We start from the raw sequence: 14088 nt of genomic DNA, 5'->3' as shown, positions 1-14088 counted from the left end.
GCGGTTGCAGTCGGCGCTGTACCTGGACGTGGGGGACCGGGCGCCGGTGCCGGTCACCCCGAAACCGGGGATGCCGGGAGCGCCGGGGGCGCCAGGCCTGCCCGGCCGCCCCGGTGCGCCCGCGGCCCCCGCTCGCCCCGGCCCGCCTGGGCCGCCGAAGCCGCCAGGGGCGCCGCCGCCCCCGCCCGGTGGCGCGCCGAAGCCGCCGCCCCCGCCGGGAGGTGCGCCGAAGCCGCCGCCCCCGCCCGGTGGTGCGCCCAAGCCGCCAGCGCCGCCGCCTCCGCCAGGTGGCGCTCCGAAACCACCGCCGCCGCCCGGTGGCGTGCAGCCACCACCCGCGCCGCCGCCTGCCGGTGGTGCGCCCAAGCCGCCCGCGCCGCCTGGTAGCGCCCCCAGCCCACCGCCTGGTGGCGTGCAGGCACCGCCCGCCGGTGGTGCACCGAGACCACCTGCGCCGCCGCCTCCCCCTGGTGGTGCGCCCAAGCCGCCCGCGCCACCGCTACCCGCCGTGAGTGTGCCGAAGCCGCCCGCGCCGCCGTCTCCACCGGGTGGTGCTCCGATTCCACCGCCGCCTGGTGGGGTGCAGGTACCGCCTGCCGGTGGTGGGCCGAGACCGCCTGCGCCGCCGCTTCCGGCCGTGAGTGCGCCGAAGCCGCCCGCGCCCCCGCTTCCCGTCGCGAAACCGCCCGCGCCGCCGGAGCCGCCATCGCCCAACGGGGTCGAGGCCGCCGTCGACACGGCCGCGGCGAGCAACCTCGTCATCCCGGTCACCCCAGGCACCGGTCAACCCGACGCGCAGTTGCCGCAGGAGCCCAAGAAGGCCGCGCCGCCCAAGAAGCGGCCGCCGACGCGCAAACTCAAGCCCGGCGACCTCATCTGCGGCGACTGCGGTGAGGGCAACGCCGACACCCGCAAGTTCTGCAGCCGATGCGGTGCCTCCTTGGCCGAGGCCGAGGTGGTCAAGCGGCCGTGGTGGAAGCGGTTCATCCCCCGGCGCGGGGCCAAGGTGCGCAAGTCGGGGGACCGGCCCAAGGGCAGCAGGCGCGGCCAGTCCAAGGCGAAGGAAGCCTTTATGGCGACCTTCCGGGTGCTCCGCCGGATCTTCGCGGTGATCCTGCTGGTCCTGGGGATCATCTACGGCGTGTCCGGCCAGTTCCGCGGCTGGGTCAACGAGCGCGCGCTGGCGGTCAAGGCCGGGGTCGAGAAGATCATCTTCCAGCAGTACGAGCCGGTGTCGCCGGTCGAGATCGCCGCGACCAGCCAACTCCCCGACCACCCCGGCCAACTTGTCTTCGACGGCAAATCCAACACGTTCTGGGCGGCTCCCGGCGTCGGGCCGGAGCCCACGCTCGTCCTGAAGTTCGATCGCGAGGTCTCCATCGCGCGTGCCCTCGTCCGCAACGGGAACAAGGACGACATTCAGGGCTGGCACCGGCCACAGCGGCTGCACTTCGTGTTCTCCACCGGCCGCACGGCCGACGTGGACCTCAAGGACCACCCCGACCCCCAGGAGGTCGAGATCGCCAACGGCGACGGCGCCACCAGCGTCGAGATCCACGTCGTCGGCCTGTTCCGCTCGGTGAAGGGCCAGGATGTGGCGTTGAGCGAGATCGAGCTGTTCCAGAAGGCGGACTAGCTACGCTGCCGGTATGGGGAAGACTTATGAGCGGATCGACGGCAGGCTGCGCGAGTTCATCGAGCGGCAACCCGTGTTCTTCGTCGCCACCGCGCCACTGACCGGCGACGGGCACGTCAACCTCTCGCCCAAGGGGCGCGCGGGCTCGTTCGGCGTGCTTGACGAGCGCACGTTCGCCTACGTCGACTTCGGCGGCAGCGGCGCCGAGACCATCGCCCACCTGCGGGAGAACGGCCGGATCACCCTGATGTGGTGCTCGTTCGACGGCCCGCCGACGATCGTGCGCGTCCACGGGCGCGGCGAGCCCGTTTTCCGGGACGACCCGCGCTGGCCCGACCTGGTCGGCCGCTTCCCGGACGGCGGCAGTCCGTCGGCGCGGGCGGTGATCGTGGTCACGGCCGAGCGGATCAGCGACAGCTGCGGATTCGCGGTGCCGCTCATGGACTACCAGGCCGACCGCACTCTGCACGCGGAGTACTTCGGCCGCAAGACCGACCCCGAGTTCGCCGCTTACTGTGAGTCGAAGGACTACGTCGGGGTGAGCCTCGACGGACTCCCCGCCCTGCCGCTGCCGCTGCCCGCTCGACCGGACTAGTGCGTGTCGACACTTCTTGGGGACAAGCGTAGGTTCGCCGCCGAGGTCGGCGAGTGGGTCGGCGGGCTGCGTCGGGTGGACCTTTGGGCCGCCGACCAGTGGCTGACCTGCGACGACAACGCGGCGTACGTTCCGCGGTTTCGTCATGCTGTTCGGCAGACCGCTGCTGAGGTGAGCGCGGGGTACGGGAAGCCGCAGCCATTCGCAGACTTGTCCCCGGCGGCCGCTCACCGGCGGCTCGCTGCCGCGACTACGGAGGAGGAAGAGCTCTTCAGGGAGCGGTTTTGGATCTTCCACTGGGGACCGACGACCGACAACCTGAGGACCTTCGTGTTCCGCGACGGCGACGAGTTGGTGCTGACATTCCAGTTCTGGCGGGAGGCACATTTGCGCGAGCATCCCGAGCACGCGGAAGCCGTCTTCGCGGTGGCGATCCCGGCCGCTGAGTTCGTCGGAATCCTCGACGGCCTGGTCGCCTGCCTCTAGCCGCGGCCGACGAACTCCGCTGGGCTGACCGTGTTGATGACCACCAGCAGCGGTTTGTCGGCGGCGATCACCGGGGTCGCGCCGTCCACTGTGGCCACCACAGTCCGCTGCCCGACCGACGCCTTCGGGAACACCAGCAGCTGCACGGTGAACTTGCCGTTCGCATCGGTTGTCGCTGTCGCGCCGCCGACCGCGGTGGTGAAGCCGAGTGTCACCGTGCGGCCAGGGGGGAAGCCGATTCCGGTCGCCGTGCTCACCCGGCCCGGGGCGATCACGCCGGGGTTGACGTCGAGTACCGGTTGTACCGCCTGGCCGCGCACCGCGACCAGGTGTGGGCCGCCGGGGGCGTTGCTGGTGATGGTCAGGGCGGCGGCGCGGTCAACCGGGAGTGCTGGGCCCTGGGGGGAGTAGGTGACCGTCACCACACAGCTTCCGCCAGGAGGCACCGGCACGCCGAGGCAGCCTGCGGGGTTCACCGCGAAGTCCGGGGACGGCAAGGCGATCGCGCTGATCGTCATGGGGGAGCCGCCCGCGTTGCCGATGCGCACGTCGATCCCCGGTCCGGCCGACAGCAGCAGCCGTGATCCGAAGTCGGCCGGGTCCGGGCCCGCGGACAGTTCCGCGTTCTCCGGCACGGTCGGGGTGGGGGTGCCGGTGCCGATCAGGTCCACAGTGAACACTCGGTTGCCCCGCACCCGGACCCGCAGCGTCGCCGGGCGGGCGCCGTCGTCGGTCGGGGTGAACCGGACCGAGGACAGGCAGCTGCCGCCCAGGTGCAGGACCGTGCCGACGCAGGTGCCCGGACCGAGTTGGTAGTCGCCCGCGCCGGGGCCGGTGATGGTGACCTCTTCGACCGGCAGCGGGCCGAACCCGACGTGCCGTACGGTCGCGGTCCGGCTGACCGTGGTGCCGATGGTGACCGTGCCGAACTGGACGGGGTCACCCGCGATCGAAGGCTCGAAGGTGTGTACGAACGTGTCGATCGACTCGTTGTCGTCGGGGGAGATCAGGTCGTCGGCGCGCGAGTCGAAGGCGACGATCCGGCCATCGGCGGTCAATGACGGCGGGGTCGACCCGGTGCTATTGGGGCTGTCGTCGTTGCCCGCACACGCCACACCGTCGTCGGCGCACGCCTCGTCGGAGGACACCGACGCCAGCGCGGCGGGCAGTCTGGGCAGTCCGGCCGCCGCGCGTTCTCGGTCCGCCACCAGGTCGCGGACCACGACCTGACACGCCGTGCGGTCCTCACGCGCTGCCTCGACGGGCGGAATGGCGAGCGCGCGGTTCGTCAGCGTCAGGTCGTTTTCCGGCAAGATGCAGCTGCTGTCGTAGCCGTCGCGGATCAGACCATCGATGCCGTCGTGCACGCCGAGCGCGTCGGTGGCGAAGGCGAGGTAGCGCCCGTCGGCGGACAGTCCCGGCAGGTTGCCGTTGACCGGCGCCCCCGCCACATCGCGGGACACGATCTCCGAAGACGGCACGTCGGGCCGCACCACATACACATTCGGCTGGTAGGCCTCAGTGCTCTCGGCCACGAACGCGATCACCGAGCCGTCACCGGAGATCGCGGGATTGAACACGTCGATCTCGTCTGCCGCCACCGGTGTGCCGTTCGCATCCAGGTCGACCCGCCGGTTGATCCCGGTGGCCAGTTCGTGGCGCACGATGGCGCTGAACCTGGCTCCGGTCGGCATCGAGTACTCCGACGAGGTGACCACGAACCGGCCGTCGGCGGCGATGGCGGGCTCCACCTGGTGCCGCGCGGTGGCGACGGAGCCCTCCAGCCCGGTCGCCAGGAACTCGGCGGTGAACGGAGTGCCGATCTGCCCTGTCGTCGAGCGCAGCAGCGCGGTCTTGCCGACGATGCGGAAGCCTTCGCCGACCGCGCGTTCCTGCCAGACGGCGCGGCTGGCGTCGGCCGACAGTCGGATCCGGTCGGGGGACAGCGACGGCGCGCTCTGCAGCGGGATCGAGATCGCGAAGAACCGGTGGTCCATCTGGGTGTTCGGCTTGAGCTCGTCGAAGTCGCCGTCGCCGTCCGGGTCGCGGTCGACGCCGATCAGGATCCGGTTCTCCCCGCCGAAGGGCACGATGTTCGACGCCCACGAGGTGAACGCGACATAGCGGCCGTCCCCGGAGATCGTCGGGTCGAAGCTGTCGTCGTCGGCCGCGGTCTCGCCGGGGACCGGCTGCTGCTGGGCGGCGGCGAAGCTGAGCAGGGGCCGCGATCGGAGGTTGGGCCGGATCGGGGGCGGCGCGCTCGACGTGCTTGGCGGGCTGGGGAAGGTGAACTGGCCCCGGCTGATCAGCACGGTCCGGCTCCGCGCCAGGTCGCGCACGTAGATGTTGCGGGTCTGGGGGTCGACCGGCTGGGCCAGGGCGGACCGGCTGGAGAACACCACTGACCGCCCGTCCCCGGAGATCTGCTGGTCGGTGCCACCGGTCGCCGACTCTTGGTCCGCGGTGCCGACCGACGCGCGGACCGTCGATCCGGGCGCCACCGCCGCCGCGGCGTCCCTGGCCTTTCCGAGGAACAGCGCGTACCCGCCCACGCTGAGCGCGGCGGCGAGCACGACGGCGCAGGCGCGGCGCGCGGGGGAGACGGGCACAGGACGACCTCCGCTCGGTTGCCGCCCACGGTAGGGAGATCCGGCCGCCCATGGCCCCGGCGCGCGGGTGGCGATCAGGACCGCTACCTCCGCCCGATCGGGCGGACGTTGCTGCCCAGGGAGGCTCCCGTTCGCGGCCTGTGATCGACTGGCCGCCCCGCCCACACTCCGTGTCATGGGAGCCACCACGTCGCTGGCCGGAAAAGAGCTGTCCGTCGCCGCTGGCGCGACGGTCAGCTCCACGGTGCAGATCCGCAACTCGGGCACGCTGGTCGACCAGTTCACCGTGGATGTCGTCGGCGAGGCCGTCGAGTGGTCCACGGTCGAGCCGGACGTGATCAACCTGATGCCGGGCACCGAAGGACAGGTCACCGTGACCTTCGCCCCGCCGAGGGACTCCACGGTCCGCGCTGGCGTGGTGCCCTTCGGCGTGCGCGTGCTTTCCAGGGAGGAAGCGTCCCAGTCGAGGGTCGAGGAAGGCACGGTTCAGGTCGAGCCGTTCACCGACCTGCAGGTCGAGCTGGTGCCCAAGACGTCGAAGTGCAGGCGGGCGGCTCGGCATGAGCTGGTGGTCGACAACGCGGGCAACTACCCGATCGCCGTCGAGATGCAGGCCGAGGATCCCGAGGACGAGCTCAAACTCGACATCGACCACACGCAGCTGACCATCGAGCCCGGCACCTCGGCGTTCCTGCGCCTGCGCGCCCGCCCGCACGACCGGTTCCTGCGCGGCCAGGAGCGCCGCCACCCGTTCCAGGTCACGGCGTTGACCGGCGAGGCCGCCCCGATCACCGCGAACGGCACCGTGGTGCAGCAGCAGTTGCTGCCGAAGTGGCTGCTGCCCGCGCTGCTGGCGTTGCTCGCCTTGGCGATCATCGCGGTGACGCTGTGGTTCACGGTGCTCAAGCCGACCTTGGTGTCGGCCGCGCGGGACACCGCCGAGCAGGTCGTCAAGGCCGAACAGCAGAAGCTCACCGACAAGGCAGACGCCGCCGAGGCCAAGGCCGCGAAGGCCGAGGAACGGGCCGCGGAGGCGGAGAAGAAGGTCAGCGAAGGGGGCGCGGTCGCCGCGGCCAACCTGCCCGGCCCGGTCACCGGCCCCGGCGGGGTCGACCTCGCTCGCGGCCAGGCGTTCGACTTCCGCATCACCACCGACCCCGTTGCCACCTCGAACCTGTCCGACTTCGACGAGTTCACCAGCGACCCGCTGCCCGAGGGCAAGACCCTGGTGGTCACCGACATCGTCCTGCAGAATCCGCGTGGCGACTCCGGCACGCTGCGGATCCTGCGCGGCGACCAGGTTCTGCTGGAGTTCGGCCTGAACAACTTCCGCGACGTCGACTACCACTACCTGGAGCCGCTGACGTTCGCGCCGGGCCAACAGCTCAAGGTCGCGGTCAACTGCGCCCTGCCCGGTGCTCCCGAACCGGCCACGGGCCGGTGCAGGCCCTCGGTGTCCTTCTCCGGCCGGATCGCGGGCTGAGCTAAGGCTAGGGCATGTCCTGCGGATCATGGCGGGCGCTATCCGCGCCCGCTCGGCCCCTGGCCGCACCGCGGGAACGGCCACGGACAACCAGTACGCGACCGTCCCCGCGGCACGCCCAGGAACCAAGCGGATCACGAATCCCACCCACCATGATCCACAGGACACGCCCTAGTGGTCCTCGAAGCTGCCGTGCCGCCCCTTGCCATCGGCGAAGCGGGCGGCACCGGCGAGCGTGTCGTTGGCCAGCGAGACGAGCCCGTGCCGCCACTCGTTGGCCAGCGCCTCGGTGAGTGACAGGTCGTGCTGCTCGTGGGTCGACAACCGGTCTCGGCGCAGGCAGGTCTGCGGGAACCCGGCCAGTTGCTCAGCGAGCGCGACGGCTTCGGCGAGTGCGGCGCCCGGGGCGCTGATCCGGTTGGCCAGCCCCATTCGCCGCGCCTCTTCCGCGCCGACCGGACGGCCGGTGAGGATCATGTCCAGGGCGTGTGACTGGCCGATCAGCCGGGGCAGCCGGATCGTGCCGCCGTCGATCAGCGGGACTCCCCACCGACGGCAGAAGACGCCGAACGTGGCGCCGGGGTCGACCACGCGCAGGTCAGCCCAGATCGCCAACTCCAGCCCACCCGCCACGGCGTAGCCCTCGACGGCGGCGATGACCGGCTTGCCGAGCAAGAGCCTCGTTGGACCCATCCCCGCCGGACCCTCGCCGGGGCCGCCCACCTTCAGGTCGCCCGCGGCTGCCGCCTTGAGGTCGGCGCCCGCGCAGAAGTGCCCGCCCCGACCGTGCAACACCGCGACCGCGGCCTCGGGATCGGCGTCGAACTCCTCGAACGCCTCCGTCAGCCGCGCGGCATGGTCGGCGTCAACGGCGTTGCGCGCTTCGGGCCGGTCGAGGGCGACTACGGTGACGGGGCCGTGTCGTACGACGTGGACCGTCATCGGGTCTCATCCATGCGCGTGACGTTACAACTCTCGGTTAATCGTGCCAAGTGTGTAACGCGCGCGTCGGTCGCCCTCGAACCTCCCGAATTCCGTCAGATCAGGCCCTCGCGCAGGGCGTAGGCGACGGCGTGGGAGCGGTTGCGGAGTTGGAAGCGGTTGGTGACGTCGTGCAGGATGCTCTTCACCGTCCGCTGCGAGTAGCAGAGTTTGTCGGCGATTTCCTTTGTGGACAGTCCGGATGCGACCAGGCGCAGGACTTCGGTCTCCCGGTTGGTGATCCCGGCCAGGTGCAGCCCGCGCGGCTCCAGGACGTGTCGCTGGAGGCGGGAGACGCGGTTCAGCAGTCGGCCCAGCAGGTCGGGGGGCAGCGCGCCCTCGCCCGCTGAGGCGGCCTTGACGAGGCGGACCAGGACGTCAGGCGTGGTGTCCGCTCGTCGCGCGACCGCGCAGACCCCGCCCTCCACGGCGGTGAGGATCTCGCTGTCCTCCAGTTCGCCCGCGACGAGGACGACTCTGGCGAAACCCCGGCACTGCAACGTCTTGAGCAGGTGATTCGCCCGGTCGTCGAACCGGTCCGTCACGACCAGGGCCACCGCCTCGGCGGTGGCGTCCTCCTCGTCGACCAGCCAGACCTCCGGCCGGGTCCGCAATGCCATATGGACACCGTTCTGCAGGATCGGGTCCGTCGCACGCACGATCACGGGTGTCCTGCTCTGGTCCAGCATCACAAACCCACCTTCGCCTCAAAGGATCCCGGAGAGTCCACCTTGCCCCTTCGTGCGTCCCGGACGCATGGGACCCATGTCCCGATTGTGCCCGACCGGGCACGAACCGTGACCTCGGGCGCGTCCTAATGGCCGTCGCCCAGGCCCGCCTTTCGGGCGCGGACGATGGCCTGGGCGCGGTCGGCGACGTGAAGTTTGGTGAAGATGCTCGACACGTGGTTGCGGACCGTCTTGGGGCTCAGCGAGAGCCGGGTAGCGATGCCGGAGTTGCTGACACCGTCGGCGATCAGGGCAAGCACCTCGCGCTCGCGGACCGTCAGCTCCGGGAAGACCGGGCCGGGCACCTCGGGGCCCGCGTTGAAGAAGCCAAGGACGCGGGTGGCGATGTCCGGGCCGAAGATGGCCTCGCCGCGGCCGACCGCGTGCACGGCCCGCACGATCTCGTCCTGGCCGGAGCCCTTGAGCAGGTAGCCGCGGGCACCCGCGCGCATCGCGGCGAAGACGGACTCGCTGTCGTTGAACATGGTCAGCACCAGCACGCCGGTGCCGAGGCGTTCGCCGACGATGGCGCGGGCGGCGTCGATGCCGGTCATGTCGGGCAGGTGGACGTCCATCACCACGACATCGGGGGCCAACTCGCGGGCCGCGGCGATGGCCTCGGCTCCGGTGGCGGCCTCGCCGACCAGGTCGACGCTGGGTTCGGCGGCCAGCACCGTGCACAGACCGAAGCGGAACAGCGGGTGGTCGTCGACGACCAGCACCCGCGGGCGTGCCTCGGTCATGGAGTGGTGGCCTCCTTCAGCGGGTGTTCGCGGGATCCGGTCATCGTGGGTCGATCACTGAGCTGATCACTGAGCTGATCACTGAGTGGTGGCTTCCTTCGGCGGGTGTTCGCGGGATCCGGTCAATGTGGGTCGATCACTGAGCTGATCACTGAGCAGATCACTGGGTGGCGACCTCCTTGGGCAGCGGCAGGGTCGCCAGCACCCGGGTGCCGCCCTCGGCCTCGGCCGCGACCAGGCAGTCGCCGCCGAGTTCGGCGGCGCGCTCGCGCATGGACGCCAGGCCGACGCCGCCGAAAGTGTGCCGGGGCAGGCCGATCCCGTCGTCGACCACCTCGATGTGGAGATCATCGTCCACCCACAGCCGCACCGCGCACGATCTCGCGTACGCGTGTCGGGTGACGTTGGTGAGCGCCTCGCACACGATCCGGTAGGCCGCCACGTCGATCGACGACGGCAGCCGGGGCATCACCGTCGGCACCTCCAACATGATCGTGACGCCCTCGTCGGTGCCGTCGAGCTTGGCGGTGCGGCTGGCCAGCGCGCCCGCGTACTCGCGCAGCGCCGGGACGAGGCCGATCTGGTCGAGCACCGGCGGCCGCAGCCCGGCGGCGAGCCTGCGGATCTCGGTGATCGCGTCCTGCAGCTCGGCGCGCATCCTGGCCAGCAGGACGCCGGTCGCGGTGTCGGCGCCGACGCCGCGCCTGCTCGCGTCCAGTCCCAGCGCGATCGCGGCGAGGGTCGGGCCGACGCCGTCGTGCAGCTCGTGCAGGATCCGTCTTCGCTCCTGCTCACGCGCGCGGACCAGCCGGTCGCGGCTGCGGCGCAGGTCCATGGTCAGCCGCGCGGTGTAGACCGCCGTCCCCGCGTGCCGGGCGACATCGGCCAGCGCGAGCCGGTCGCGGGCGCGCAGGACCGCGCGACCGCCCACGACCAGGGTGCCAACGCGTTCGCCCTGGAAGGTCAGCGGCAGTTCGTGCCGGTCGCCCGACGGGGTGCCGGTGCTCGCGGCGACCTCCGGGCCGCCCTTGGCCTGGATCTCGATGGCCACGAACGGCAGCCGCAGCGCGTTGGCCACCGTCTCCACGATCCCCGGCAGCATCGCCCCCGGCTCGTGGGTGTTCTCCAGCCGCGACGCCAGCCGCGAGACCACCCGGTACGGGTCGTCGGCGAAGCCGAACAGCCGCCGGTTGACCAGGCCCTGCAGCCACCCGCGCAACGGCTGGACCAGGATCGCGACCGCCGCCGCGGCCACCGCCTGCTGCCACATCTGGTCCATCGGTGGGAACAGCAGCGACAGGCTCGCGACCACCGCGATGTAGGTGCCGACCACCCCCGCGCTCAGCGCGCCGTAGACCAGCGACCGGCTGAGCACGACCTCGATGTCGAGCGCCCGGTGCCGCAGCACCGCCAGGCCGACCGCGATCGGCACCGGCAGGAAGGCCAGCGTGTGGAACCGGTCCGGCAGCAGGGGAGCGCCCGCCACCATGGTTGGCACCGCCCACACCGCCAGGTACCCGACCGCGCCGGTGCCCAGGGTCGTGGCCAGCCACCGCAGTCGGCGCCGCGCGGCCGGGTCGGCGCAGGCGCGGTACTGGCGGGCGAGCACCGCGAGGATCAGCACGGGGAAGACGAACAGCGCGGGCACCGCGGGCGAGCCCAGGACGGCGAGCCGGTCCAGGGGTGAGTCAGCGGTGGCCAGCGCGATCGCGCAGACCACGGCGTAAAGCAGCGGCCCGGCCAAGTACCCCAGCGCCACCCACTGTCGGAACCGGCGGACGGTGACGGTGGGGAACGCGAGGGAGAAGTGCAGCATCGCCGACCAGAGCAAAACGAACCCGGCCTCACCGATGAACCACCGCCAGAACTGCTCGCCCGCGACCAGGTCCAGCGGCTGCAGCGGGAAGAACGTCGCCCCTGTCGTGGTGACGACCGCCAGTGCCGCGGCCACCAGGGCGGCGCGGGCGGCGGGCTCGCCCGGCCGGGCCAGGAAGATCAGCACCGAGGTCGCCCCGAGGACGCCGACGACCAGGATCGTCGGCCAGCCGTCGAGCAGGTCGCGGAACACCGGGTAGGCCCGGACGACGACCTCGACTTCGACGACTTGGCCGTCGCGCACGAGCTGGTAGGCCAGCCGGTCGCCCGCCATCGCCGCCGGACCGCCGGGCAGAATGTGACTGGCGGGCCGGATGTGATCGATGGTCAGGATCTCGTCGCCGACCCGCAACGGGCCCGCCCGCACCTGCTTGACCAGCACAGAGCCGGAACCGGTCGCGACGATGGCGGTGTCGCCCACGTTGACCGTCGCGCCATCGCTGGGCGCGAGCGCGCGGGACAGCAGGCACCACCCGGCCACCCCGAGGAGTGCGAGCGTGAGCACTAGGTACGACGCGGTCACCCGCCCCGCGCCCGCCGAGCCACCGGACACCACTGGATCATCCCGCAGGAGTAGCCCCAAACCCAGACGTGTCGCCTGGACGCACCTACCCCCGTCACCTGTCCGGGTGAACGGACGCTCGGATTGGCTGCGGAACGTGTTGCGGCGACCGGAGCAGTCCACTCGACACAGTGTCGTGCGGGCATGACGAATCGCGCCCCCGGCGCCGAGCGCCACTGAACACAACGCGCGACCGGGCAGCGGGATACGGCGCTTCCTGGAACGCCAACCCGATTTCGGCCTGTACCGGGGCATGCTCATCGACGACGCCACCATGCGGGTCTTCCTCAAGGACCTGGTGACGCAGCGCCATCGGGCAGTCGATCCCGCCCTTCCGGCCGGCTGCGCACCGCTCGCCGGACGCGGTCGCGGCGAGTCCACTGGACCCATGGCCGAGGCGGTGGTGACGGGCGCGGCGATCGTGCGCGAATACCGGCTGTTCGTCGCGCGCAGGTCCCGTCCGCAGTCAGTCGCGGGCTTCTGGGAACTCCCCGGCGCCGAGGTCGCGCCGGGACAGGACGAGCAGAGCGCGCTGTCGGACCGGTTCACCAGCGAGTTCAGCATCTCGCTGCGCTGCGTCGACCGGATCCTGAGCGACCGGGCACTGACCGCGTGGCCGACCGACGACGAGGACTACGACTCGGCGATCCTGCGGATCTGGCGCTGCCAGCTGCCCAGCGAGTCGACACTGGACCTGGACCTGGGTGATCCGCGTCCCAACATGTACGTCTACGACGAGACCCGATGGGTCCCGATCGACGAGTTGGACCAGGTCAGCCCCTGGCGCGACGCCGATCGCATCACCGCGTCGGAGATCGCCGACCACTACCTGGCCGACGACTGGTGGCAGGCCGCGGACTGAAAACGCGGCCTTTAGAGAAGTGTTAGCAAAAGCGAACGTCACTAAACGAGGATTCCCCCCTCTTCCTTATGTAGCAGGCGCCGACCCGAGCGAGGGCCGGGTCGGCCCCTGCGATCACTAGTCCGCCTCCCCGGAATTTTAGGCTGGGTCACCCTCTGTCCGAATCTTGCGGATGGCGGTCACCGTGGTCGTCCTGCGTCACGGTGCCCCTTGGGTGGCGGCTGCGTCGTGGGTCACGTGTCCGGTGGCGGTGATCAGCGGTGAGAGTTGAGCCTGAGTTGCACCGTGTCTGCTGATCGGTCCATGGCCGCAGGGGGCAGGGCGTAGGCGAGGATGATCAGGGGGAGCGCGACCAGGCAGGCCGCTGTCCAGGGCAGGGTGCTGGGGCCGACTCGCAGCAGTAGGCCGCCGACGAGTGCGCCGATGGCGACCGCGCCGTTCCAGGCGGCGATCGTGAGGGACTGGGCCGCGTCGGCCGTGTGGCCCGCGATGAGCGCGGTGGCGGCCTGGAACGCGGTCGGGGCGCCGCCGAACGCCGTGCCCCACACCGCGGCGGCGGCCACCATCAGCACCGGCTCACCCGCGCTCAGCTCCATCAGCACGACGCCTGCGGCCGACAGACCCGAACACAGCGCCAGGACCCGGCGCGGGTGGCGGTCCAGTGCCGCGCCGACCGCGCACTGGCCCGCGATGGTGGCGGCGCCGAACGCCAGCAGGGTGACACCGAGCAGGCCGCCGTTGCCCGCGTCGGCGAGCACCGGGCCGATGTAGGTGTAGATCACGTTGTGCCCCAAGGAGAACGCCACCACGATCGCCAGCAGCGCGGCCATCCCGGGCAGCCGCGACGCGGCCCGGGCGGGGGTGGGGCGGCTGACCTCCCCCGGCAGCCGGGGCAAAGCGATGACCACCCACATCAGCAAGGGAATCGTGATCAGCGCCATCGTCGCGAACGCCCAGCGCCACCCCGCCACCTCGCCGAGAAAGGTGCCCGCCGGGACGCCGACGGCGAATCCGATCGGGGTGCCCGCCATCGCCACGGCGAGCGCCCGGCCGCGGACCACGGGTCGGGCCAGCCGCATCGCGTAGCCCGCGACCAGCGACCACATCACCCCGGTCAGCGCGCCGGACACGATCCGGGCGACGAACACGGTCTCGTAGTCCGGCGCCACCGCGATCACCGCGTTGGTCACGAGGAACCCCACGATCAACCCCAGCAGCAGCGCCCGGCGCGGTACCCGGACCGTGGCCGCGGTCAGCGGGATGGCCGTGGCGGCCGTGGTGATCGCGTACACCGTTACCAGTTGGCCGGTCATCGACGGCGTCACCCCGAGATCGGCGGACATGTCGAGCAGCAGCCCGGCCGGAAGCACCTCGGCGAGGCAGCCGAGAAACACCGTGGTGGCCAAGGCAAGCAGAGCCGAGGCGGGTGGATTCCGGTAGTGGCGCACAGATCGAACATGCGCGACGCAGCGCCGCGCGGATAGTCCCGTTGGCGGATGTCGCCGCGTTATTCGTGTCGGGAATAACG

12 protein-coding genes are annotated in these 14088 nt (G+C 71.4%); 5 read left to right on the top strand and 7 right to left on the bottom strand.

Annotated features, from left to right (window positions below; genetic code table 11):
- Positions 1–53: 53 nt before the first annotated feature.
- The gene (locus BN1701_RS36470; protein ID WP_172803262.1) at positions 54–497 is read right to left on the bottom strand and encodes a hypothetical protein; all 444 of its coding nucleotides are present in this window, start codon (positions 495–497) and stop codon (positions 54–56) included.
- Positions 498–637: 140 nt separating this feature from the next.
- On the opposite strand from BN1701_RS36470, the gene BN1701_RS15760 reads away from it, so the two are divergent.
- Genes BN1701_RS15760 through BN1701_RS15750 form a run of 3 tightly spaced genes read left to right on the top strand, consistent with a single transcriptional unit; the run spans position 638 to position 2717 of the window.
- Positions 638–1636, top strand: coding sequence for a zinc ribbon domain-containing protein (locus BN1701_RS15760; RefSeq protein ID WP_054049609.1), 999 nt, complete (start codon positions 638–640; stop codon positions 1634–1636).
- A gap of 13 nt (positions 1637–1649) precedes the next feature.
- On the top strand, positions 1650–2231 hold the full coding sequence (locus BN1701_RS15755) for a pyridoxamine 5'-phosphate oxidase family protein (protein ID WP_054049607.1): 582 nt from the start codon (positions 1650–1652) through the stop codon (positions 2229–2231).
- Positions 2232–2234: 3 nt separating this feature from the next.
- A complete protein-coding gene (locus BN1701_RS15750; protein WP_054049605.1) occupies positions 2235–2717 on the top strand; it encodes a hypothetical protein in 483 nt (160 codons plus the stop codon).
- On the opposite strand, the gene BN1701_RS15745 is transcribed toward BN1701_RS15750, so the two are convergent.
- Complete coding sequence (locus tag BN1701_RS15745) at positions 2714–5326, bottom strand: choice-of-anchor D domain-containing protein (protein WP_054049602.1); 2613 nt, start codon at positions 5324–5326, stop codon at positions 2714–2716. The genes BN1701_RS15750 and BN1701_RS15745 overlap by 4 nt on opposite strands.
- Before the next feature lie 175 nt (positions 5327–5501).
- Between BN1701_RS15745 and BN1701_RS15740 the strand changes: the two genes are divergently transcribed.
- Positions 5502–6809 carry a hypothetical protein gene (locus BN1701_RS15740; RefSeq protein ID WP_054049600.1) on the top strand — a complete coding sequence of 436 codons (1308 nt, stop codon included), beginning with the start codon at positions 5502–5504 and terminating at the stop codon, positions 6807–6809.
- A 171-nt stretch (positions 6810–6980) separates the two neighbouring features.
- On the opposite strand, the gene BN1701_RS15735 is transcribed toward BN1701_RS15740, so the two are convergent.
- The 4 genes from BN1701_RS15735 to BN1701_RS37320 all read right to left on the bottom strand — a co-directional run bounded on the left by BN1701_RS15735 (position 6981) and on the right by BN1701_RS37320 (position 11689).
- Positions 6981–7751 carry a crotonase/enoyl-CoA hydratase family protein gene (locus tag BN1701_RS15735; RefSeq protein WP_054049598.1) on the bottom strand — a complete coding sequence of 257 codons (771 nt, stop codon included), beginning with the start codon at positions 7749–7751 and terminating at the stop codon, positions 6981–6983.
- Positions 7752–7846: 95 nt separating this feature from the next.
- On the bottom strand, positions 7847–8479 hold the full coding sequence (locus BN1701_RS15730) for a response regulator transcription factor (protein ID WP_054049596.1): 633 nt from the start codon (positions 8477–8479) through the stop codon (positions 7847–7849).
- Positions 8480–8604: 125 nt separating this feature from the next.
- A complete protein-coding gene (locus BN1701_RS15725) occupies positions 8605–9261 on the bottom strand; it encodes a response regulator transcription factor (protein WP_054049594.1) in 657 nt (218 codons plus the stop codon).
- Positions 9262–9421: 160 nt separating this feature from the next.
- On the bottom strand, positions 9422–11689 hold the full coding sequence (locus BN1701_RS37320; protein WP_157368007.1) for a sensor histidine kinase: 2268 nt from the start codon (positions 11687–11689) through the stop codon (positions 9422–9424).
- Positions 11690–11849: 160 nt separating this feature from the next.
- Here BN1701_RS37320 and BN1701_RS38220 point away from each other — a divergent pair, with 160 nt between their 5' ends.
- Complete coding sequence (locus BN1701_RS38220; protein ID WP_157368006.1) at positions 11850–12560, top strand: SidA/IucD/PvdA family monooxygenase; 711 nt, start codon at positions 11850–11852, stop codon at positions 12558–12560.
- Positions 12561–12814: 254 nt separating this feature from the next.
- Here BN1701_RS38220 and BN1701_RS15710 read toward each other — a convergent pair whose 3' ends face one another.
- A complete protein-coding gene (locus BN1701_RS15710) occupies positions 12815–14008 on the bottom strand; it encodes an MFS transporter (RefSeq protein ID WP_054049588.1) in 1194 nt (397 codons plus the stop codon).
- Positions 14009–14088 lie beyond the last annotated feature (80 nt).

It is taken from the genome of Alloactinosynnema sp. L-07 (assembly GCF_900070365.1).
Taxonomy (GTDB): Bacteria; Actinomycetota; Actinomycetes; order Mycobacteriales; family Pseudonocardiaceae; genus Actinokineospora.
This window is presented reverse-complemented; position numbering and strand designations above follow the sequence as displayed.